This window comes from Roseococcus thiosulfatophilus (genome assembly GCF_017311575.1).
GTDB classification, from domain to species: Bacteria; Pseudomonadota; Alphaproteobacteria; order Acetobacterales; family Acetobacteraceae; genus Roseococcus; species Roseococcus thiosulfatophilus.
Window position 1 is genome coordinate 217,909 of record NZ_JAFFQY010000044.1, and the last position, 20,302, is coordinate 238,210.

The 20,302-nt window shown below is 71.8% G+C and carries 22 protein-coding genes and 1 tRNA gene; 21 read left to right on the forward strand and 2 right to left on the reverse strand.

What is annotated here, in order from left to right; genetic code table 11:
- Window positions 1-213: 213 nt before the first annotated feature.
- Window positions 214-780 carry an inorganic diphosphatase gene (gene ppa / locus JTN19_RS14345; protein WP_206934020.1) on the forward strand — a complete coding sequence of 189 codons (567 nt, stop codon included), beginning with the start codon at window positions 214-216 and terminating at the stop codon, window positions 778-780.
- Between the two features lie 49 nt (window positions 781-829).
- A tRNA-Ile gene (locus JTN19_RS14350) sits at window positions 830-903 on the forward strand.
- Between the two features lie 13 nt (window positions 904-916).
- Here JTN19_RS14350 and JTN19_RS14355 read toward each other — a convergent pair.
- Window positions 917-1,846: a LysR family transcriptional regulator gene (locus JTN19_RS14355; protein ID WP_206934022.1), complete on the reverse strand. Its 930-nt coding sequence runs from the start codon at window positions 1,844-1,846 to the stop codon at window positions 917-919.
- Between the two features lie 78 nt (window positions 1,847-1,924).
- On the opposite strand from JTN19_RS14355, the gene JTN19_RS14360 reads away from it, so the two are divergent.
- From JTN19_RS14360 to JTN19_RS14385, 6 genes are all read left to right on the forward strand, one after another.
- On the forward strand, window positions 1,925-2,782 hold the full coding sequence (locus JTN19_RS14360) for an NmrA family NAD(P)-binding protein (protein WP_206934024.1): 858 nt from the start codon (window positions 1,925-1,927) through the stop codon (window positions 2,780-2,782).
- 28 nt (window positions 2,783-2,810) lie between these two features.
- The gene (locus JTN19_RS14365; protein ID WP_242531150.1) at window positions 2,811-3,314 is read left to right on the forward strand and encodes a nucleoside deaminase; all 504 of its coding nucleotides are present in this window, start codon (window positions 2,811-2,813) and stop codon (window positions 3,312-3,314) included.
- Between the two features lie 63 nt (window positions 3,315-3,377).
- Complete coding sequence (ettA, locus tag JTN19_RS14370) at window positions 3,378-5,057, forward strand: energy-dependent translational throttle protein EttA (protein WP_206934026.1); 1,680 nt, start codon at window positions 3,378-3,380, stop codon at window positions 5,055-5,057.
- 158 nt (window positions 5,058-5,215) lie between these two features.
- Window positions 5,216-5,734: a GNAT family N-acetyltransferase gene (locus JTN19_RS14375; RefSeq protein WP_206934028.1), complete on the forward strand. Its 519-nt coding sequence runs from the start codon at window positions 5,216-5,218 to the stop codon at window positions 5,732-5,734.
- A gap of 52 nt (window positions 5,735-5,786) precedes the next feature.
- Window positions 5,787-6,479, forward strand: coding sequence for an ArsR/SmtB family transcription factor (locus JTN19_RS14380; RefSeq protein WP_206934030.1), 693 nt, complete (start codon window positions 5,787-5,789; stop codon window positions 6,477-6,479).
- Entirely contained in the window at window positions 6,476-7,666 is a 1,191-nt protein-coding gene (locus tag JTN19_RS14385; RefSeq protein ID WP_206934032.1) for an MFS transporter, read from the forward strand. Before JTN19_RS14380 ends, JTN19_RS14385 begins: the two co-directional genes overlap by 4 nt.
- Here JTN19_RS14385 and JTN19_RS14390 read toward each other — a convergent pair.
- Complete coding sequence (locus JTN19_RS14390; RefSeq protein WP_206934034.1) at window positions 7,663-8,289, reverse strand: MSMEG_1061 family FMN-dependent PPOX-type flavoprotein; 627 nt, start codon at window positions 8,287-8,289, stop codon at window positions 7,663-7,665. The genes JTN19_RS14385 and JTN19_RS14390 overlap by 4 nt on opposite strands.
- A 69-nt stretch (window positions 8,290-8,358) precedes the next feature.
- On the opposite strand from JTN19_RS14390, the gene JTN19_RS14395 reads away from it, so the two are divergent.
- The 13 genes from JTN19_RS14395 (at window position 8,359) to ftsH (ending at window position 20,301) form a co-directional block, all read left to right on the forward strand.
- Window positions 8,359-9,105, forward strand: a complete 747-nt coding sequence (locus tag JTN19_RS14395; RefSeq protein ID WP_206934087.1) for a YebC/PmpR family DNA-binding transcriptional regulator — start codon at window positions 8,359-8,361, stop codon at window positions 9,103-9,105.
- Between the two features lie 3 nt (window positions 9,106-9,108).
- On the forward strand, window positions 9,109-9,621 hold the full coding sequence (gene ruvC / locus JTN19_RS14400) for a crossover junction endodeoxyribonuclease RuvC (RefSeq protein WP_206934089.1): 513 nt from the start codon (window positions 9,109-9,111) through the stop codon (window positions 9,619-9,621).
- Window positions 9,618-10,238 carry a Holliday junction branch migration protein RuvA gene (ruvA, locus tag JTN19_RS14405; RefSeq protein ID WP_206934036.1) on the forward strand — a complete coding sequence of 207 codons (621 nt, stop codon included), beginning with the start codon at window positions 9,618-9,620 and terminating at the stop codon, window positions 10,236-10,238. The genes ruvC and ruvA overlap by 4 nt, the downstream gene beginning before the upstream one ends.
- A gap of 55 nt (window positions 10,239-10,293) precedes the next feature.
- Window positions 10,294-11,319, forward strand: a complete 1,026-nt coding sequence (ruvB, locus tag JTN19_RS14410; protein ID WP_206934038.1) for a Holliday junction branch migration DNA helicase RuvB — start codon at window positions 10,294-10,296, stop codon at window positions 11,317-11,319.
- Window positions 11,312-11,752: a tol-pal system-associated acyl-CoA thioesterase gene (gene ybgC, locus JTN19_RS14415; RefSeq protein WP_206934040.1), complete on the forward strand. Its 441-nt coding sequence runs from the start codon at window positions 11,312-11,314 to the stop codon at window positions 11,750-11,752. Before ruvB ends, ybgC begins: the two co-directional genes overlap by 8 nt.
- A 38-nt stretch (window positions 11,753-11,790) precedes the next feature.
- Window positions 11,791-12,483: a protein TolQ gene (gene tolQ, locus JTN19_RS14420; RefSeq protein WP_206934091.1), complete on the forward strand. Its 693-nt coding sequence runs from the start codon at window positions 11,791-11,793 to the stop codon at window positions 12,481-12,483.
- A gap of 4 nt (window positions 12,484-12,487) precedes the next feature.
- A complete protein-coding gene (tolR, locus tag JTN19_RS14425) occupies window positions 12,488-12,949 on the forward strand; it encodes a protein TolR (RefSeq protein WP_191085219.1) in 462 nt (153 codons plus the stop codon).
- Window positions 12,950-12,951: 2 nt separating this feature from the next.
- A complete protein-coding gene (locus tag JTN19_RS14430) occupies window positions 12,952-14,115 on the forward strand; it encodes a cell envelope integrity protein TolA (protein ID WP_206934042.1) in 1,164 nt (387 codons plus the stop codon).
- A 112-nt stretch (window positions 14,116-14,227) separates the two neighbouring features.
- Window positions 14,228-15,595 carry a Tol-Pal system beta propeller repeat protein TolB gene (tolB, locus tag JTN19_RS14435; protein WP_340643333.1) on the forward strand — a complete coding sequence of 456 codons (1,368 nt, stop codon included), beginning with the start codon at window positions 14,228-14,230 and terminating at the stop codon, window positions 15,593-15,595.
- A gap of 167 nt (window positions 15,596-15,762) precedes the next feature.
- Window positions 15,763-16,245, forward strand: coding sequence for a peptidoglycan-associated lipoprotein Pal (gene pal, locus JTN19_RS14440; RefSeq protein ID WP_223880834.1), 483 nt, complete (start codon window positions 15,763-15,765; stop codon window positions 16,243-16,245).
- A gap of 2 nt (window positions 16,246-16,247) precedes the next feature.
- A complete protein-coding gene (locus JTN19_RS14445; protein WP_206934046.1) occupies window positions 16,248-17,087 on the forward strand; it encodes a tetratricopeptide repeat protein in 840 nt (279 codons plus the stop codon).
- Window positions 17,088-17,131: 44 nt separating this feature from the next.
- A complete protein-coding gene (gene tilS, locus JTN19_RS14450; RefSeq protein ID WP_206934048.1) occupies window positions 17,132-18,283 on the forward strand; it encodes a tRNA lysidine(34) synthetase TilS in 1,152 nt (383 codons plus the stop codon).
- Between the two features lie 89 nt (window positions 18,284-18,372).
- Window positions 18,373-20,301, forward strand: a complete 1,929-nt coding sequence (gene ftsH / locus JTN19_RS14455) for an ATP-dependent zinc metalloprotease FtsH (protein ID WP_340643334.1) — start codon at window positions 18,373-18,375, stop codon at window positions 20,299-20,301.
- Window position 20,302: the final 1 nt, after the last annotated feature.

A 20,302-nucleotide genomic window follows, 5' to 3' on the forward strand; every position in this document is an offset into this window, starting at 1 on the left:
TCTCCCATGTTTATTGTTCCGTCGCGGTAATCGGCGATCGTTTTGAAAGCCTAGAACTATCGCACGGGCAGCGTCCACGGGCGTGCAAGCCCCATGAGGCGGGTTTCGCGCTATTTTCCCGGGGGATGGGAGCGGGCCGCGCGCATCCCCCCTCGCGCCGGCCCGGATTTTGTGGTGGAAAGCCGGGCCTTCCCAAACCGGAGCCCAGAGCCCATGCGCATCGACGCCATCCCCATCGGCAAGAACCCGCCCGAGGACCTGAACGTCATCATCGAGGTGGGCGTGGGCGGGGAGCCGGTGAAGTATGAGCTGGACAAGGACGCCGGCACGCTCTTCGTGGACCGCTTCCTCTACACGCCCATGCGCTACCCCGGGAATTACGGCTTCGTGCCCCACACCATGTGCGGCGATGGCGACCCGCTGGACGTGCTGGTCGCCAATACCCGCCCCATCGCGCCCGGCGCCGTCATCAATGTCCGCCCCGTGGGCGTGTTGAAGATGGAAGATGATGGCGGCATGGACGAGAAGATCATCGCCGTGCCCTCGCCCAAGCTGACCAAGCGCTACGAGAACGTGTTCAACTACACGGACCTGCCCAAGATCACGATCGAGCAGATCCGGCACTTCTTTGAGCACTACAAGGACCTCGAGCCCGGCAAGTGGGTGAAGATCACCGGCTGGGGCGATGCGGACGAAGCCAAGCGCTACATCCTCGAATCCATCGAGCGCGGCAAGGAAGTGTCCTGGCCCATGCATGAGCGGCGCAAGCCCACGCCCTGACGCGCGCACTGGACGGGGCGCGCGGCTCTCTGCATCTTCGCGCCCCCATGCGCCCGTAGCTCAATTGGTTAGAGCGGGCCGCTCATAACGGCTTGGTTGCGGGTTCAAGTCCTGCCGGGCGCAAGTCATTTCTCTTCTATGGCGGTGCGACATGCGGCAGGCCGCGCGCCGCCGCCACCACCCGCCCGCGCAGCCAGCGATGGGCGGGGGCGCCGCCCAGCACCTCGGGCCAGATCGCGGTCGCGGTAAAGCCTGTCAGGGGCAGGGGCGCCTCGCGCACCTCCAGCCCCAGCGCCGGCCCGTGTTCAAGGGCCAGGCTGCGTGGCAGGGTCACGGCCATCTCCGTCTGCGCCACCATCCGCAGCGCCGCGTGGAAATGCGGCAGCCAGAGCGCCACCCGCCGGCGCCGCCCGAGCCCCGCCAGCGCGTCATCCACCGCCCCCGTGCCGCGCCCGGTGATGGAGACGAGGATGTGGTCCAGCGCGCAGAAGCCATCGAGCGACCAGCCGGCCAGGGCCGGGTGGCCGGCCCGCAGCACCGTCACGAGCCGGTCGTGATAGAGGGACAATTGCCGCAGGCTGGCCGGCAGGGGGGTGCCCAGGACGGAGAAGGCCAGGTCGAGCCGCCCCGCCGCCAATTCCTCCACCGTGGTGCCCGTGATGGGCAGCACGCGCAGGGCGAGGCCTGGCGCCTCCGCGGCCAGCAGCGGCACCAGGCGGGGCAGCAGCATCAACGTGTCATGGTCGGTGGCGGCAAGCCGCATCACGGCCTGCAGCCGCGCGGGGTCGAAGCCCTCGCGCGAGACGAGCTCGGCCGTCTCGGCCAACAGGGCCTCCAGGCGTGGGGCCAGGGCCTGGGCGCGCGGCGTGGGGATGAGGGCGCCCGTGGGCCCGCGCACCAGCAGCGCATCGCCCAGCAGCGCCCGCAGCCGCCCCAGCGCGCGGGAGACGGCGGGCTGGCTCATGCCCAGCTCCTCGGCGGCGCGGGTGACGGAGGCGTGGCGCAGCAGGGCGCCCAGCACCGTCAGGAGGTTCAGGTCCACGCCGCGGAGTTTCACTTCGTGCATGTTCTTATTAACGAACATGCATTGGAAACATGTCCAGCCTTTCGGCATTCCTGGCGTCAGCACAGGAGAACCCAAGCCATGTTCCTCATCGCCGGACTCACCGGAAACACGGGCGCCGCCGCCGCCCGCACCCTGCTGGAATCGGGCCAGCGCATCCGCGGCCTGGTCCGCGACCCGTCGCGCGCCGAGGATTGGGCGCGGCAAGGCGTCGAGCTCGCCACGGCCGACCTGCGCGACACGGCCGCGCTGACCCAGGCGCTGCGCGGCGTGGCCGGCGCCTACCTGCTGATCGCGGCCCCCGTCCAGTCCGATGATGTCATCGGCGACTACATCGAGACCGCGACCAGCATCCGCGCCGCCGCCCGCGCGGCGGGGCTGCCGCGCCTGGTGTTCCTCTCCTCCGAGGGCGCGCACCTGGCCTCGGGCACCGGCGCGGTGCGCGCCCTGCACGTGGCCGAGGCCCTGCTGGCCGACGCGGCGCCCAGCGTCACCTTCCTCCGTCCCTCCTATTTCCAGGAGAATTGGCGCGGCGTGTTCGACGCGGCTCGGCACGAGGGGGTGCTGCCCTCCTTCCACCCGCCGCAGGCGCCGCCGCGCGGCATGGTCGCGACGCGCGACATCGGCGCCGAGGCCGCGCGGCTGCTGACCGAAGCCGCCCCGCCCCCCGTGGTGGAATTCACCAGCGCCATCCAGGCCACGGACGCCGATGCCGCCGCCGCGGCCGGCGAGGTGCTGGGCCGGCAAGTCCAGGTGGTGCGTCCGCCGCGCGAGGCCTGGGAGGGCATCCTGCGCGGCGCCGGAATGGGCGCCAACTACACCCGGCTGCTGATCGGCCTCTATGACGGCATCAATTCCGGGCAGTTGGGCTTCAGCGGTGCCGCGCCGCTGCGCACTGGCCCCACCAACCTGGCCGAGACCATGCGGGGCTGGGTGTAGCGGCGCACGGCACCGGCATGGCAGCCTCATGGCCATGCCGGACGCCCACCACATCGCCCATCTCCGCCACGCCTTCACCGTCGCCCGCCGCGCGCGGGCGAATGGCAAGCACCCCTTCGGCGCCACCCTGGTGGACGAAAACGGGACGGTGCTGATGGAGCAGGAGAATGCCTTCGACACCGAGGGCCGCACCGGCCATGCCGAGACGGTGCTGTCCCGCCGCGCCTGCGCCGCCTTCAGCGCCGAGGAGTTGGCGCGCGCCACGATGTATGTGAGCGCCGAGCCCTGCGCCATGTGCGCGGGCTCCCTCTACTGGGCCGGCATCGGCCGCCTCGTCTACGCGATGAGCGAGGAGAAGCTGAAGCGCATCATCGGCCCGCACCCCGACAATCTGACGCTGGACCTGCCCTGCCGCGTGGTGCTCGCCTCCGGCCAGCGCCCGGTGGAGGTGATCGGCCCGCTGCTGGAGGACGACCCCGAGGCGGCCGCCCTGCATGATGGGGTCTGGGAGCGGCCACCCGGCTCCCATTGAAGCCCATCCCCCTGGCCTGTATCTAACGGCGCTTACCCCCCCTTCGCGCCGACAGGAATTGCCATGCCCGCCTACCAGTATGTCTACGTGATGAAGGATCTCACCAAGTCCTATCCGGGTGGGCGCGAGGTGTTCAAAGGCATCACCCTTTCCTTCCTGCCCGACGCCAAGATCGGCGTGCTGGGGCCGAACGGCGCCGGCAAGTCCACGCTGATGCGGATCATGGCGGGCATGGACAAGGATTATGGCGGCGAGGCCTGGGCGGCCGATGGCGCGCGCGTGGGCTATCTGTCGCAGGAGCCGCAGCTCGACCCCGACAAGACCGTGGGCGAAAACGTGCGTGCCGCCTTCACCGAGCTTGAAGCCCAGCTCAAGCGCTTCAACGAGATCAGCGAGAAATTCGCGGAGCCGATGGAGGAGGACGAGATGAACGACCTCCTCGCCGAGCAGGGCCGCCTGCAGGAGGCGATCGACGCCGCCGATGGCTGGGACCTCGACCGCCGCGTGGACATCGCGCTCGACGCGCTGCGCTGCCCGCCGGCCGAGAGTGCCGTGACCAACCTCTCGGGCGGCGAGCGCCGGCGCGTGGCGCTGTGCCGCCTGCTGCTGGAGAAGCCCGACCTGCTGCTGCTGGACGAGCCCACCAACCACCTGGACGCGGAGAGCGTCTCCTGGCTGGAAACGACCCTGCGCGAATACCAGGGCGCGGTGCTGGTGGTCACCCATGACCGCTACTTCCTGGACAATGTGACGAACTGGATCCTGGAAGTGGATCGCGGCCGCGGCTTCCCCTACCAGGGCAACTACTCCGCCTATCTCGACCAGAAGCGCAAGCGGCTGGAGCAGGAGAACCGCGAGGACCAGGCCCGCATCCGCGCGCTGGCGCAGGAGCAGGAGTGGATCGGCCGCTCGCCCTCGGCCCGCCAGGCGAAGAGCAAGGCGCGCATCCAGCGCTATGAGGAGCTGCTGGAAAAGAGCCAGGAGCGTGGGCCCGGGGAACTCGAAATCCTCATCTCGCCGCCGCCGCGCCTGGGCAACACGGTCATTGAGGCCGAGGGGCTGCGGAAGGCCTATGGCAACCGCCTGCTGATCGACGACCTCTCCTTCAAGCTGCCGCCCGGCGGCATCGTGGGCGTGATCGGGCCGAACGGCGCGGGCAAGACCACGCTGTTCCGCATGATCACGGGCAATGAGCAGCCCGATGCCGGAACGCTGCGCATCGGCGAGACGGTGCAGCTGGGCTATGTGGACCAGTCGCGCGACAGCCTGGATGACAAGAAGTCGGTCTGGCAGGAAATCTCGGGCGGCGATGATGTGATCAACATCGGCAAGCGCTCCATTCCGTCGCGCGCCTACACCGCCGCCTTCAACTTCAAGGGCGCGGACCAGCAGAAGCGCGTGGGCGTTCTCTCGGGCGGTGAGCGCAACCGGGTGCATCTCGCCAAGATGCTGCGCACGCCGCACAACGTGCTGCTGCTCGACGAGCCGACCAACGACCTCGACGTGGACACGCTGCGCGCGCTGGAAGAGGCGCTGATGGAGTTCGCGGGCTGCGTGGTCGTCATCAGCCACGACCGCTGGTTCCTGGACCGCCTGGCCACCCACATCCTGGCCTTCGAGGGCGACAGCCATGTCGAATGGTTCGAGGGCAACTTCCAGGCCTATGAGGCGGACAAGAAGCGGCGCCTGGGCAAGGATGCGGACCAGCCGCACCGCATCAAGTACCGGCCCCTGGAGCGCTAAGCGCTCCCCGCGAAATCGCCTTTGGCGCTTTCGCGGGGGCCCCGGTTTGGCGCCTTTCATGCTCAGGCGCACCAGTTGGCGCGGCGAAGCCGCGCCGCCTTCCGCCGCGGGCGCGTGGGTGGGGCCCGCCTGTTCTTTTCTGTTCCTCTGGGGACGTCATGACGCACCAGCTTTTCCGTGCGCCGCGCACGGTCACGACGCCGCGCCTGTCCCTGCTGCCGCCGGGGCCGGAGCATCTGCCGGATCTCATCCGCCTCAAGGCCGATGAGGCCGTTTTCGGCTACATGCTGCACGGCACCCGCACGGCCGAGCGAACGCGCGAGGAACTCGAGGACGACATGGATTTCTGGCAGGTGCGCGGCTACGGCACTTGGTCGGTCTTCGAACGCGGCACGGGCGAGTTCCTCGGCATCACGGGCCTTATGGAACGGCCCGATGGGCGTGGCGTGGCCGTGCGCTTCGCCCTCTGGCCGCATTGCCGCGGCAAGGGCTATGCGCGCGAGGCGGCCCGCGCGGCGCTGGATTTCGGCCATGCGGCGGGGCTGGCGCGCATCATCGGCGTGGCGCGCGAGACGAACCTTGCCTCCCGCGCCGTCCTGAGCGATTGCGGGATGGTGCTCTGCGCCGAATTCCCGCATCGCGGCCACAACATGCTGGTCTACGAAAGCCTCGCCTGAGGCTTCGGGGCTGGCCGAAACAGGCGCGTGGGGCGCATCCTATGCTCCGCACATGTCCAGCCTCGCCGCCATCGCCGCCCTGATCGGCGACCCCTCCCGCGCCGCCATGCTCCAGGCCCTGCTGCCGGGCGAGGCGCTGACCGCGGGCGAACTCGCCCGCGTGGCCGGTATCGGCGCGCCGGCGGCCTCCTCGCACCTCAAGGCGCTGGTCGAGGCGGGGCTGTTGCGCGTCCATGCCCAGGGCCGTCACCGTTACTTCGCCCTGGGTGGGGAAGAGGTGGCGGCGGCGCTGGAGACCCTGCTTTGCCTGGCCCGCCCGGCCGTTTCGGTGCGGCCCCCCTGGCCGCATGGCGAGGCCTTCCGCACCGGGCGCCTATGCTGGCACCATCTGGCGGGACGGCTGGGCGTCGCGCTGCACGTGCGGCTGACCGGGGATGGCTGGCTGGAACCGGCCCCCGGCGGCTGGGCCACCACCCCGCGGGGCGAGGCGCGCTTCACGGAACTCGGCGTGGACCTCGCCGCCGCCCGCGCCGCGCCGCGCTTCGCCTGTGACTGCATGGACTGGTCGGAACGCCGGCCGCACCTTTCGGGCGGGCTGGGCCGGGAGATCACGGCCCTGCTGCTGCGCCGGCGCTGGCTGAACCGCATCGAGCCCCGGTCGGACGAGGCCCTGCGCCGCCGCCGCCTGGAATGCACGCCCGAGGGGCGGCGGGCGCTCGCCGCCGAATTCGGGCTGGCGGCGTGAGTCCTTCGGCGCGGCTGGGCGTGGCGCTCGCGGGCATGACGGTGGTGTCGCAATTCCACCGCGCGGCGGTGGGGGTGGTGGCGCCGGAACTGGCGGCCGATCTCGGCATGGGGCCGGGCGCGCTGGGCGCGGCCAACACCGCCTTCTTCGGCGCGCTGCTGCTGGCGCAGATTCCCGTGGGCGTGGCGCTGGACCGGCTGGGGCCGCGGCGGCTGGTGCTGTGGCTGACGGCGCTGGCCGTGCCGGCCGCGCTGCTGCAGGCGCTGGCGCAGGATGGCGCGCAATTCCTGGCGGCGCGCTTCCTGCTAGGGCTGGGCTGCGCGGCGAGCTTCATGTCGGTGGTGGTGCTGGCCGGGCGCTGGCACCAGGGTCCGGCCATGACGGGGGCGGTGGCGCGCATCTTCGCCTGGAGCCAGCTCGGCATCCTGGCCGCGGGGGCGCCGCTGGCCGTGGTCTCGGGTGTGATCGGCTGGCGCGGGGCCTATGCGGCGTCGGCGGGCGTCACGCTGCTGCTGGGGCTGCTCTGGTGGCGCTTCGCGGCCGATGACCCGCCGGGCGCCGCGCCCCGCACCCCGCCGCGCGAGACGCTGGGCGAGGTGCTGGCCGGGCAGTTCCAGGTCTGGGCCACGCCGGGCCTGCCGCGCATCCTCGCCCTGCACATGGTGGGCTATGGCGTGATGGCGACGCTGCTGGCGCTGTGGGCAGGGCCCTATCTGAATGACGTGCATGGGCTGGACCCCGCCGCGCGGGGGGCGGTGCTGCTGGCCATGGGCATCGCGGTGCCGGCGGGGCAGCTCGCGCTGCCCATGATCGAGCGGCGGCTGGGGCGGGAACGGACCGTGCTGTCCATGGCGGGCCTGGCCCTTGCGGCGCTGCTGGGCCTGGCTTGGCCGGGCCTGGCGCTCTGGCCAGCGGCGGCGCTGCTGGTGGGGGTCTGCTTCTTCTCGGCCTATCCCATCCTGCTGGTGACGCAGGGCAGGGGGCTCTTCCCGGAGCACCGGGTGGGGCGGGGCGTCACCACGGTCAACCTGGCGCAGGTGCTGGGCTCGGCGCTGCTGCCGGTGGTGGTGGGGATGGCGCTGGACGGGTTCGGCCTGACGCCGGCGGGCTATCAGGCGGGTTTCCTGCTCCTGGGGGCGGCGCTGGCGGCGGGCATGGCGGGGTATCGCTTCCTGCCGCGCGCCTAGTACATGGTGGTGCGGATGCGCTCCGGATAGCTGGCGTCCACCTCATCCGCCGCCACACGCCCGGCCATCTGGCTGGCGAGCAACTGCCCCATGGTCGGCACGCCCTCCGGCCGCTTGCGCCCATCCCACAGCTTCGAGCGCATCAGCGCCTTGGCGCATTGCATGAAGAGGTCCTGCACGGCGATCACGAGCAGCGTGGCCGGCTCCTTCCCCTGGGCCATATGGGAGGCGCGCAGGGCGGGGTCGGTGGTGATATGGGCGGTGCCGTGCACGCGCAGCGTCTCGGGCACGCCCGGCACGAGGAACAGCAGGGAGACGCGGTTGTCCTCCATCAGGTCCCGCAGGGCATCAATGCGGTTGTTGCCGCGCCGGTCGGGCAGGATGAGGGTGTGCGGGTCCGCCACGGTCACGAAGCCCGGCGCGTCGCCGCGCGGGGTGATGTGCAGGCCGCGCGCCCCGCTGGTGCCCAGCAGCATGAAGGGGCTGGCGGCGATGAAGGCGGCGGTCTTGGCATCCACCCGGTCCGTCACCTTGTTCTGCGCGATCTCGGAGACGGGGCCGTAGAGCGCCTCCAGCTCGGCCAGGGTGGAGATGCGGTGCGGGTCGGGGATGTGCGCGTCCATGGGCGCATGGTGGCGCAATGGGGCCGGGGCCGCTATATCAATCTCTTCCACCAATATCTGAAGTTTGCCATGGCCGGCCATTCGCAATTCAAGAACATCATGCACCGCAAGGGGGCGCAGGACGCGAAGCGCGCCCGCATCTTCTCCAAGCTGGGGCGCGAGATCACGGTCGCCGCCCGGATGGGTCAGCCCGACCCCGCCTTCAACCCGCGCCTGCGCGCGGCGCTGATCGCCGCCCGCCAGGCGAACATGACCAAGGACGCGGTGGAGCGTGCCATCAAGAAGGCCACCGGCGCGGGCCAGGGCGAGGACTACACCGAGGTCCGCTACGAGGGCCGCGGCCCGGCCGGCGTGGCGTTGATCGTCGAGGGCTTGACCGACAACCGCAACCGCACGGCGAGCGACGTGCGCTCCATGTTCAGCAAGCATGGCGGCGCGCTGGGCGAGACGGTGGCCTTCCAGTTCGACCGGCTGGGCGTCGTTCGCTACCCCGCCAGCGTGGCCGATGCCGACACGGTGCTGGAAGCGGCCATCGAGGCCGGCGCGCAGGATGTGATCAGCGGGGAGGAGGCGCATGAAATCCTCTCCGCCCCCGAAGACCTCAACACGGTGCGCGACGCGCTGGAGGCCCGCTTCGGCGAGGCGCTCTCGGCCCGGCTCGACTGGCGCCCGAACCTGACCGTCCCGCTGGACGAGGAAGGTGCGGCCGCCGTCTTCAAGCTGATCGAGGCGCTGGACGACCATGACGACGTGCAGAACGTCTACGCCAATTTCGAGGTGAGCGACGCCGTGCTGGCCAAGCTCTCCGAAGGCTGACCGCTGCCGCCCGTCCGCATCCTGGGGCTGGACCCTGGCCTCACCCATACGGGCTGGGGCGTGGTGGAGAGTGCCGGTTCGCATCTGCGCTTCATCGCGGCCGGCGCCATCAGCACCAGCGCGGGGGAGGAGCTCTCCGCGCGGCTGGTGGTGCTGCATCGCGCACTGGCGGCGCTGATCGGCGAATGGACGCCCGATGAGGCGGCGGTGGAACACACCTATGTGAACAAGAACCCCGCCGCCGCGCTGAAGCTCGGCCAGGCGCGGGGCGTGGTGCTGCTGGCCCCCGCGCTGGCGGGGCTGCCCGTCGCGGAATACCAGGCCATGGAGGTGAAGCGCGCCGTGGTGGGCACGGGCCATGCCGACAAGGTGCAGGTGCAGGACATGGTGAAGCGCCTGCTGCCGGGCGCGGTGCTGAAGCGCGCCGATGCCGCCGATGCGCTGGCCATTGCCATCTGCCACGCGCATCACCGTGGCACGCGCGCGGCGCTGGCACGGATGGCAGCGCTGTCATGATCGCCTCGCTGACCGGCACGGTGCAGTCCACGGGCGAGGGGCAATGCGTGCTGGAGGTGGGCGGCGTGGGCTATCTCGTCGCCTGCTCGCGCAAGACGCTGGATAGGCTGACGGCGCGCGAGGGCACGCAGCGCCTGCTGGTGGAGGCGCGCTTCGCCGCCGAGACGGGCCTCACCCTCTATGGCTTCCTCGACGCCGCCGAGCGCGAGGCCTTCCGCGCCCTGAACGAGGTGAAGAACGTGGCCGCCAAGACGGCGCTGGCGGTCCTGTCCACCCTTTCGCCCGAGCAATTGGCGCGGGTGATCGCGGCCAAGGACCGCAAGGCACTCTCGGCCGCCAAGGGCGTGGGGCCGACCACCGCCAACCGCATCATTGACGAGCCCGCCATGCAGAAATGGGCCGTGGGCCGCGCGACGCCGGAGGAGGGGGGCGAGGCCGCGCTGGCCGCGCCCCTGCCGGCGCAGGGCGTAGAGGCGGATGCGGTCAGCGCGCTGTCCAACTTGGGCCTCAAGCGGCCCGAGGCGGAGCGCGCGGTGGCGCGGGCCAAGGCGCTGCTGGGGGAGGGGGTTGAGCTGAACGCGCTGATCACCCTGGCGCTCCGGGAGAGCGCAAGATGAGCGCCACCGATTCAGCGCTCCGGCCGCTTCGCGCCTCCGCGCATCGGAGGCGAGCATGAACGAACGCCTCACCTCCGGCACACGCCAGGATGAGGACGCGGGCGAGGCCTCGCTGCGCCCGCAGCGCCTCTCCGAATTCACCGGCCAGCAGCGGCTGCGCGAGAACCTCTCCGTCTACATCCAGGCCGCCTCAACGCGCGGCGAGGCGCTGGACCATGTCCTGCTGCACGGGCCGCCTGGCCTCGGCAAGACCACGCTCGCGCAGATCGTGGCGCGGGAGATGGGGGTGGGGTTCCGCGCCACCTCCGGCCCCGTGCTGCAGCGCGCGGGCGACCTGGCGGCCATCCTGACCAATTTGCAGCCGCGCGACGTGCTCTTCGTGGACGAGATCCATCGCCTGCAACCGGTCATCGAGGAAACCCTCTACCCGGCCATGGAGGATTTCCAGCTCGACCTCATCATCGGCGAGGGGCCAGCCGCGCGCACCGTGCGCATTGATCTGCCGCCCTTCACCCTGGTGGGGGCCACCACGCGCTCGGGCCTGCTCTCCACCCCGCTGCGCGACCGTTTCGGCATTCCGCTGCGGCTGAACCTCTACGCGCCGGAGGAGCTGTTCGGCATCCTGCAACGCGGCGCCGTGAAACTCGGCTTCGCGCTGAGCGAGGAGGGCGCGCGCGAGATCTCCACCCGCTCGCGCGGCACCCCGCGCATCGCGGGGCGGCTGTTGCGGCGCGTGCGGGACTTCGCGGCCGTGGGCGGGCGCGTGGCCGACCGCGCGCTGGTGGACATGGCGCTGGACCGGCTGGAGGTGGACGCCAAGGGGCTGGACGCGATGGACCGCCGCTACCTCCGCCGCATCGCGGAGCACCACAATGGCGGGCCGGTGGGCGTCGAGACGCTCGCCGCCGCGCTGTCCGAAAGCCGCGACACGCTGGAGGATGTGATCGAACCCTTCCTGATCCAGGAGGGTTTCGTCCTGCGCACCCCTCGCGGCCGCATGCTGGGCGAGCCTGGCTGGCGGCATCTGGGCCTGACCCCACCCGCCGGCACCACCATCCAGCCGGACCTGCTCGATGAGTGACTTCGCCCATCGCCACGCGCTCCGCGTCTATTACGAGGACACGGATGCGGGCGGCATCGTCTATCACGCCGCCTACCTCCGGTTCGCCGAACGGGCGCGAACCGAGGCCCTGCGTGACATCGGCCTGCCGCATTCGCGGATGCAGGAAGAACATGGCTGCTTCCTGGTGGTGAAACGGGCCGCGCTGGAGTATGAGCGGCCCGCGCGGCTCGACGATTCGCTGGTGATCATCACCCGAATCCGCCGCGCGGCCGCCTCGCTCCTGCTCGACCAGCAGGCCTGGCGGGGGGAGGAGAGGCTGGTGCGCATCGAGGTGAAGCTGGCCTGCGTGGACCAGGCCACCTTGTCCGCGCGCCGGCTGCCCGAACCCTGGCTGGGCGCGCTCCGCGCCCGCATATCCGACTGTTCCGCCGAAGGAGGCCTCGCGCCGTGAACAACGTGACCACCGCAGCGCTCGGCGCCACGCACGACATGTCGGTGCTGGGCCTCTTCATGATGGCCGACTGGGTCGTGAAGTCGGTCATGATCGGGCTGCTGCTGGCGTCCATCATCGTCTGGGCCATCGCCTTCGACAAATACGGCCAGCTTCGCCGCGCCAAGCGCGATGCCGACACCTTCGAGGACGAGTTCTGGAAGGGCGGCAGCGTGGATGAGCTCTACAAGCGCCACGGCGAGGCGCCGACCCATCCGCTCGCCGCCGTCTTCTCGGCCGGCATGGGCGAATGGCGGCGCAGCACCGAGGCCGGCACCAGCCCCTTCCTCGTGGTCGGCACGAAGGAGCGGGTGGAGCGCGCCATGTCCGTCACCATCCAGCGCGAGATGGAGCGGATCGAGAAGCGCATGACCTTCCTGGCCTCCACCGGTTCCGCCGCGCCCTTCGTCGGGCTGTTCGGCACGGTCTGGGGCATCATGAACAGCTTCACCGCCATCGCGGGCATGCAGAGCACGAACCTGGCCGTGGTGGCGCCCGGCATCGCGGAGGCGCTGCTGGCCACCGCGATCGGCCTGGTGGCCGCCATCCCGGCCGTGATCCTCTACAACAGCCTCTCCTCCGAATCGGCCAAGTTCGCCGGGCGGCTGGAGGGTTTCGCGGCCGAATTCGGCGCCATCCTGGCCCGCCAGACCGAGGCCGCCGCCCAGGCGCCCCGGGCCGCGGCGGACTAACGCCATGGCGGGCCCCCTGATGAAGCGCGGCGGCGGTGGCCGCTCCCGCTACCGCCCCATGTCGGACATCAACGTGACGCCCTTCGTGGACGTCATGCTGGTGCTGCTGATCATCTTCATGGTGGCCGCGCCTATGATGACCACGGGCGTGCCCGTGGACCTGCCGCGCACGGCCGCCCAACCGCTGAACCAGGAGCAGGAGCCGCTGACCATCTCGGTCAACAGCGAGGGCGCCATCTATCTCCAGGAAACCGAGGTGCCGCTGGATGGCCTCGTGGCGCGACTGCAGGCCATCGCCCAGGCGCGGCCGGAGGGCACGCCGGAGCCGCGCATCTTCGTCCGCGGTGACCGTGCCATCTCCTATGGCCGCGTCATGGAGGTGATGGGCACGATCAGCGCGGGCGGGTTCAGCCGCGTGGCGCTGCTGGCCGAGCAGCAGCAGGCCGCGCCGGCGCCGCGCCGCTGATCATGCCGTTCGGGACCACGGAGGAAGGGCGGTTTCGCCTGTGGGTCGGGGCGTCGCTCGCCCTGCACCTGGCGCTGCTTGGCCTCGCCTTGGTCCAGTTCGATTCGCGCCGGCTGGAGGAGCCGCGCGAGACGGCGATCGCGGTGGAGCTCATCGCCCCCGCCCAGGTGGCGCAGGGCGATGAGCCCCCGCCCAGCCCGGCACCCCCGCAGAACGTCCCGCAGCCCCCCACGCCGGAGCCGCCCGCGCCCGAGGTGACCCAGGCGACCCCGAGCCCGCCGCCGCCTCCGCCCCCGCCGCCGCCTGCCCCCGCCGCCTCGGCCGCGCCGCCCGCGCCCACGCCCCCCGCGCCGACGGTGGCGCTGCCGGCCCCGCCGCCGCCCACGCCCACGCCGCCCGCCCCGGCCGCGACGCCGCCCACGCCCGCGACCCCCACGCCGCCCACCCCGGCCCCCGCGCCCGCCCAGGTGGCGGAGGCGCTGCCCATGCCGCCGCCGCCCGCGCCGGCCCCGCCCGCGCCCACGCCGCCGCGCCCGGAGCCCACGCCGCCCACCCCCACGCCCACGCCGCCGCGCCCGGCCACCCCGCCGCCGCCGCCGGCCGCCGCGCGCCCCACGCCGGCACCGCCGCTGCCCACGCCGCCGCCGCCCACCCCGCCGCCGCCCCAGCCGGCCCAGACGCCGGGCACCGGCCGCACGCCGCCCGTGGCGCGGCCGGAGGAACGAAGCCAGAGCGTGCTGAACACCCTCGAACGCCTGCGCCAGCAACAGCAGCAGCAGGAACCGCCCCGCGCCCGGCCGAGCCCGCCCCAGGGCGCCCCGCAGCGTGGTGGTGGCGCGCCGACCGGCTCCGCGCCGCTCACGGCGGGCGAGCGCACGGGCATCGCCGACCGCATCGCGGAATGCTGGGTGGTGGATGCGGGCGCGCCCAACCTGCGCGACATCGTGGTGGAACTGCGCGTGCAGGTGGACGCGCAGGGCATCGTGCGCGTGGTGACGCCCAACGGCGCCATCCCCTCCGACCCGCGCGCCCGCATGGTCTTCGAGGCCGCCCGCCGCGCCCTGCTCGACCCGCGCTGCAACCCCATGCCCCTCCCGCCCGACCGCCTGGCCGCGCTGCGCGACGCTGTCTTCCGCTTCAACCCGCGCGATGTGGGAATGCGCTGAAGGCGGGCTGCAACGCGGGCGGAGCGAAAGCGTTACAGACACGCCCCTTGACCCACGCCCAGGAGCGGCCGAATTGCGGGCGGAGAGTGAACGTGGTTGGAGTTCCGTCCCGGTGAATACACCCGCCATCCATCGCCGTGCCCTGTTCGCCGGCGCGGCCGCCACATTGGTGGCCCCTGGCATCTGGTCCACGCCACTCCCCGCCGCGGCGCAGGGAACGGGCGGCACCGTGATCGACATCACGCGCGCCCGGACCGAGCCCATCCCCATCGCCGTGCCGGACATGGCGGGGGCGGGGCCGGACGCGCAGCGCATGGGGCAGAACATCGCCCGCGTCATCGTGAACAATTTGCGCAGCTCCGGCCTGTTCCGGCCGATCGAGCGCGCGGCCTTCATCCAGACGCCCGAGGCCGCCGCGCAGGCGCCGCGCTTCCAGGACTGGCGCGTGCTGGGCGCCGTGGCGTTGACCACGGGCCGGGTGGAGCTGTCCGGTGACCGGCTGCGGGTGGAGTTCCGCCTGTGGGACATCCTGCCGGAGCAGCAGGCGCTGGGCACCGCCTACAACGCCACCGCCTCGAACTGGCGGCAGATCGCGCACATCATCTCGGATGACATCTACAAGCGCCTGCTGGGCGAGGATGGCTACTTCAACACCCGCGTCGCCTATGTCAGCGAGAGCGGCCCGCGCGACCGCCGCACCCGGCGCCTCGCCATCATGGACCAGGATGGCGAGAACCACCGCTTCCTGACGGATGGCCAGTTCCAGGCCCTGACGCCGCGCTTCCACCCGAACGCCACCCAGATCGCCTTCATGTCCTACCTGCGGAACGAGCCGCGGGTCTATCTGTTCAACCTCCAGACCGGCCGTCAGGAGGTGCTGGGCAATTTCGGCGGCATGACGCTGAGCCCGCGCTTCTCTCCCGATGGGCGGTCCGTGATCCTGTCGGCCATCCGCGGCGGCGATGCCTCGATCTTCGTGGTGGACCTGGCCTCGCGGCGGGAGCGGCAGCTGACCAATGCGGCGGGCCTCGACGTGTCCCCCTGCTTCTCGCCGGATGGGCAGCAGATCGTGTTCAACTCGGATCGCGGCGGGGACCAGCAGCTCTACGTCATGGACGCCAATGGCGGCGGGGTGCGGCGCATCAGCTTCGGCAATGGCCGCTATGCGACGCCCGTGTGGTCGCCGCGCGGGGACCTGATCGCCTTCACGCGCATCGGGCGCGGGCAGTTCGCCATCGGCGTGATGCGCCCCGACGGCTCCGGCGAGCGTATCCTGAGTGAGGGCTGGGCCATGGAAAGCCCCACCTTCGCCCCCAATGGCCGCGTGCTGATGTTCTACCGCGAGACCCCGGCGCGGGATGCCCGTGGCGCGGGCTTCTCGGCGCGGATCTCGTCCATTGATATCGCCGGTTTCAATGAGCGCCAGGTGGTGACGCCCAATGACGCGACCGACCCCTCCTGGTCGCCGCTGCTGAGCTGACACCGATGGTTACACAATCGCGGCACGCCGCCGTCTTCCCGCCATGTTTGCGCCATGCCCGCGCACCAGTGGCCACGATTGATTAGAGGTTGCCGCGCATTTCTGCCGCCGCCCCCGGGATGGTCCGGGGGTGCGCGGCGCAGCCCCGCGCTGCTAGACAGGAGTCCATGATGTCCACCGCCAAGACCCTTCTCTCCCTGATGGCCGCGACCGGCCTGCTGGTGGCCTGTTCGAACACCGAACAGGCCGCCGTGACCGCCGGTGCGGGAGCCGGCGGCGCCGGCCAGATTCGCCCGGGCAGCCAGGAGGATCTCGTCGCCAATGTCGGCGACCGCGTGTTCTTCGACACCGACCGCAGCACCATCCGCGCCGACCAGCGCACCGTGCTGGACCGCCAGGCGGCCTGGATGCAGCAGAACGCCGCCGTGCAGGTGACGGTCGAAGGCCATGCGGATGAGCGCGGGACGCGCGAATACAACCTGGCGCTGGGCCAGCGCCGCGCCAATTCCGCGCGTGACGTGCTGGTGGCCGGCGGCGTCGCCCCCGCGCGCATCCAGACCATCAGCTACGGCAAGGACCGTCCGGAGGCGCTGGGCTCCAACGAGGACGCCTGGGCGCAGAACCGCCGCGCCGTGACCGTGGTGCGCTGAGCATGACCATGCGCGTGGCCGCCACCTTCTTCCTGGGGTTCACCCTCCTGGCCGGGCCGGCGGCCGCGCAGATGGAAAGCCGCGAGGGCATCGCGCTGCAAAACCAGATCCTGCAGTTGCGGCAGGAGATGGAGCAGGCCCTTCGCGGCCGTGGGGCGGCCCCGCCGATGGCCGGGCCCTCCATGGCCCCGCCCATGACGGGCTCCGCCAATGACCTCGTGGCCCGGCTGCTCGACCGGGTGAATGTGCTGGAGGAGGAGGTGCGCCGCCTGCGCGGCCGCACCGACGTGCTGGAAAACCAGAACACCCGCCTGCGCGAGGACCTGGAAAAGCTCCAGGGCGACATGGAGTTCCGCTTCAGCCAGCAGGGCGCGCCGGCCGCCGCCCCGCCGGCAGCCGCACCCGCCCGCCCCTCCGCGCCGGCACCCGCCGCCGCCGAGCCCGCCGCCCGTCCGCCCCGCACGCCGGAGCGTGCCCTGCAGGAAGGCCAGACCGCGCTGGCCCGGCGTGACTTCCAGACGGCCGAGGCGGCCGCGCGCGAAGTGATCGCGAGCCGCGCGGCGCCCCAGCAGGTGTCCGCCCAGCTGCTGCTGGCCGATGCCCTGTCCGGGCGGCGCGACCACGCCAATGCGGCCATCGCCTATAATGAGGCCTATGTGCGCGCCCGCACCGGGCCGCGTGCGCCCGAGGCGCTGATCGGCCTCGCCAATTCCTTCACCTCGCTGAACAGCCGGCGCGAGGCCTGCGACACGCTGAACGACCTGCGCAGCCAGTTCCCCAACCTGCGCCCGCCGCTCTCCGAGCAGGCCGCGGCGGCGCGCCAGCGGGCCGGCTGCCGCTGACCACGCCGGCCGAGCCCATCGGCGCGGCGGAATTCGCCGCGCGGATGGCGCCGCTCGGCCCCTTCGTCTTCCCCATCGCCATCGCCTGCTCGGGCGGGCCGGATTCGCTGGCGCTCACCTGGCTGGCCCATCGCTGGGCCGGCGGGCGGGCGATCGCGTTCATCGTGGACCATGGGCTGCGGGACGAGAGCGCTGACGAGGCGGCCGGTGTCGCGGCCCAACTTTCCGCACACGGCATCGCGGCGCGGGTGCTGACGCTGCGCCTGCCGGGCGGCGCGGGCTTGCAGGCGCGCGCCCGGGCCGCGCGGCGGGCCGCGCTGCTGGAGGCCTCCCACATGGCGGGCGCCGTGCATCTGTTGCTGGGCCACCATGCGCGCGACCAGGCCGAGACCATCATTTTCCGTGCCCTGCGCGGCAGTGGCGCGCGGGGGCTCGCTGGCATGGCGCCGCTGTCCGTGGCGGCCGAGGCGCTGCTGCTGCGCCCCCTGCTGGACATGCCGGCATCGCGCCTGGCCGCCACCTGCGCGGCGGCGGGGCTGCGCCCGGTGACGGACCCCTCCAACACCGACCCGCGCTTCGCCCGTGCCCGGCTGCGCCAGGTGGACGGGCTGGAGGCTGTGCTGGCCGCCGCACCCGCCTTCGCCGCCCGGCGCGAGAGGGAGGAGGCGGCGGTGCTGGCGCGCGCCGTGACCTGCCTGCGTCTGCTGCCGGAGGGCTGTGCCTTCCTCGACCGCCCGAGCCTGGGCCGGGACGCCACCGCCCGCGCCCTGCTGGCCGCACTGGTGCGGATGGTGGGTGGCCGGCCGCACGCGCCCGCCGCCGCCGCCGTGGCGCGGCTGCTGGCAGCGGGGCAGGGCAGCCTGGGCGGGGCCGTCTGGCGGGCCGGCTGGCTGGCGCGCGAGGTGGGCGGCCCATCCATCCCCGCCCAGCCCGGCGCGCTGTGGGATGGAAGGTTCCGCCTGCCCCGCGACATGCCAGCCGAAGCTGGGCAGGTGGCCGCGCTGGGAGCCGCCGCGGCGGCGCGGCTGCGCGCCCGCCACCGCCATCTGCCGAGCCTTGCGCTCGCCGCGCTTCCGGCCATGCGCGGGGGGGATGCAATGCTGGCCAAGGCCGCCCATCTCCCCTACCGTGAGACGTTGCGCGCGGGTTTGTCCGCCGCGCGCTTCATGCCCATCGGCGGGCCGCTCGCGGGTTGAGTTTTTCCCGGCGGCCATTTCCGAACCGGGCGTAGATACTATCTCAAGGACCAGCCGGCCAAGGTCGCCGGTGAAGGGGAATGCGGATCGTGAGCAATTTCGGCCGGAACCTGGCCTTGTGGGTGATCGTGGCGCTGCTGCTGGTGGCGCTGTTCAACCTGTTCCAGCCTTCGGGCGGACAGAACCGCACCCAACTCCAGGTGGCCTACAGCGACTTCCTGAACGAGGTGAACCAGGGCCAGGTGCGCGACGTCGTCATCCAGGGCCGCACCGTGTCGGGCCAGCTCACCGATGGGCGGAGCTTCACCACCTTCACCCCGGAGGACCCGCAGCTCGTCTCGCGCCTGACCGAGCGCGGCGTGCGCGTGGTGGCGCGCCCGGAGGAGAGCGACGTGAACCCGCTCTTCCAGATCCTCATCTCCTGGTTCCCGATGCTGCTGCTGATCGGCGTCTGGATCTTCTTTATGCGCCAGATGCAGGGCGGCGGCGGGCGGGCCATGGGTTTCGGCAAGTCCAAGGCCAAGCTGCTGACCGAGAAGCATGGCCGCGTGACCTTCGAGGACGTCGCCGGCATCGACGAGGCCAAGGCGGAGCTGGAGGAGATCGTGGACTTCCTCCGCGACCCCCAGAAGTTCCAGCGCCTGGGCGGCAAGATCCCCAAGGGCGTGCTGCTGGTCGGCCCGCCGGGCACCGGCAAGACGCTGCTGGCGCGCTCCATCGCCGGCGAGGCGAACGTGCCCTTCTTCACCATCTCGGGCTCCGACTTCGTGGAGATGTTCGTGGGCGTGGGCGCGAGCCGCGTGCGTGACATGTTCGAGCAGGGCAAGAAGAACGCCCCCTGCCTGATCTTCATTGACGAAATTGATGCCGTGGGCCGCCACCGTGGCGCGGGCCTGGGCGGCGGCAATGACGAGCGCGAGCAGACGCTGAACCAGATGCTCGTCGAGATGGACGGCTTCGAGAGCAATGAGGGCGTCATCATCATCGCGGCCACCAACCGGCCGGACGTGCTGGACCCCGCGCTGCTGCGCCCCGGCCGCTTCGACCGCCAGGTGGTGGTGCCCAACCCCGACGTGAACGGGCGCGAGAAGATCCTGCGCGTGCACATGCGCAAGGTGCCGCTCGCCTCCGACGTGGACCCCAAGACGATCGCGCGCGGCACCCCGGGCTTCTCGGGCGCGGACCTCGCCAACCTGGTGAACGAGGCGGCGCTGCTGGCCGCGCGCACCGGGCGCCGCACCGTGGGCATGGCGGAGTTCGAGGCCGCCAAGGACAAGGTGATGATGGGCTCGGAACGCCGCAGCCTCGTCATGTCCGAGGACGAGAAGCGGATGACGGCCTATCACGAGGCCGGCCACGCCCTCGTCGCCATGCATGAGCCGGAGTGCGACCCGGTGCACAAGGCCACGATCATTCCGCGCGGCCGGGCGCTCGGCCTCGTCATGTCGCTGCCGGCGGGTGACCGCTACAGCAAGCACAAGTCCAAGATGAAGGCCGAGCTTGCGATGGCGATGGGCGGCCGCGTCGCGGAGGAGGTCGTCTTCGGCTCCGACAAGGTGTCCAACGGCGCCTCGGGTGACATCAAGATGGCCACCAACATGGCCCGGATGATGGTCACCGAGTGGGGCATGTCCGACAAGATCGGCATGGTGGCCTATGGCGAGAACAGCCAGGAGGTCTTCCTTGGCCACTCCGTCACGCAGTCGAAGAACCTCTCGGAGGAAACCGCGCGGATCATCGACAGCGAAATCCGGGGCATCATCGACAGCGCCTATGCCCGTGCCAAGCAGGTCCTGACCGAGAACCGGGAGGAGCTGGAGCGGCTGGCCAAGGGGCTGCTGGAATACGAGACCCTCTCGGGCGACGAAATCCGCCAGGTGTTGCGGGGCGAGCCGGTGGTGCGCGTGCGCCCCGACGAGCCCACCAGCGCGGGGCGTGGCAGCGTTCCCAGCTCGGGCGGCGGGCGCACGCCGCGGCCGGACACGGGGGGCGGGCTCTCGCCCCAGCCCGCGGGCTGAG

Coding starts and splice junctions, on each gene's coding strand:
- ppa (WP_206934020.1), top strand. CDS start 214: ATGCGCATCGACGCCATCCCCATCGGCAAGAACCCGCCCGAGGACCTG.
- JTN19_RS14355 (WP_206934022.1), bottom strand. CDS start 1,846: ATGCACGAAGTGAAACTCCGCGGCGTGGACCTGAACCTCCTGACGGTG.
- JTN19_RS14360 (WP_206934024.1), top strand. CDS start 1,925: ATGTTCCTCATCGCCGGACTCACCGGAAACACGGGCGCCGCCGCCGCC.
- JTN19_RS14365 (WP_242531150.1), top strand. CDS start 2,811: ATGGCCATGCCGGACGCCCACCACATCGCCCATCTCCGCCACGCCTTC.
- ettA (WP_206934026.1), top strand. CDS start 3,378: ATGCCCGCCTACCAGTATGTCTACGTGATGAAGGATCTCACCAAGTCC.
- JTN19_RS14375 (WP_206934028.1), top strand. CDS start 5,216: ATGACGCACCAGCTTTTCCGTGCGCCGCGCACGGTCACGACGCCGCGC.
- JTN19_RS14380 (WP_206934030.1), top strand. CDS start 5,787: ATGTCCAGCCTCGCCGCCATCGCCGCCCTGATCGGCGACCCCTCCCGC.
- JTN19_RS14390 (WP_206934034.1), bottom strand. CDS start 8,289: ATGGACGCGCACATCCCCGACCCGCACCGCATCTCCACCCTGGCCGAG.
- JTN19_RS14395 (WP_206934087.1), top strand. CDS start 8,359: ATGGCCGGCCATTCGCAATTCAAGAACATCATGCACCGCAAGGGGGCG.
- ruvA (WP_206934036.1), top strand. CDS start 9,618: ATGATCGCCTCGCTGACCGGCACGGTGCAGTCCACGGGCGAGGGGCAA.
- ruvB (WP_206934038.1), top strand. CDS start 10,294: ATGAACGAACGCCTCACCTCCGGCACACGCCAGGATGAGGACGCGGGC.
- ybgC (WP_206934040.1), top strand. CDS start 11,312: ATGAGTGACTTCGCCCATCGCCACGCGCTCCGCGTCTATTACGAGGAC.
- tolQ (WP_206934091.1), top strand. CDS start 11,791: ATGTCGGTGCTGGGCCTCTTCATGATGGCCGACTGGGTCGTGAAGTCG.
- tolR (WP_191085219.1), top strand. CDS start 12,488: ATGGCGGGCCCCCTGATGAAGCGCGGCGGCGGTGGCCGCTCCCGCTAC.
- JTN19_RS14430 (WP_206934042.1), top strand. CDS start 12,952: ATGCCGTTCGGGACCACGGAGGAAGGGCGGTTTCGCCTGTGGGTCGGG.
- pal (WP_223880834.1), top strand. CDS start 15,763: ATGATGTCCACCGCCAAGACCCTTCTCTCCCTGATGGCCGCGACCGGC.
- JTN19_RS14445 (WP_206934046.1), top strand. CDS start 16,248: ATGACCATGCGCGTGGCCGCCACCTTCTTCCTGGGGTTCACCCTCCTG.
- tilS (WP_206934048.1), top strand. CDS start 17,132: ATGGCGCCGCTCGGCCCCTTCGTCTTCCCCATCGCCATCGCCTGCTCG.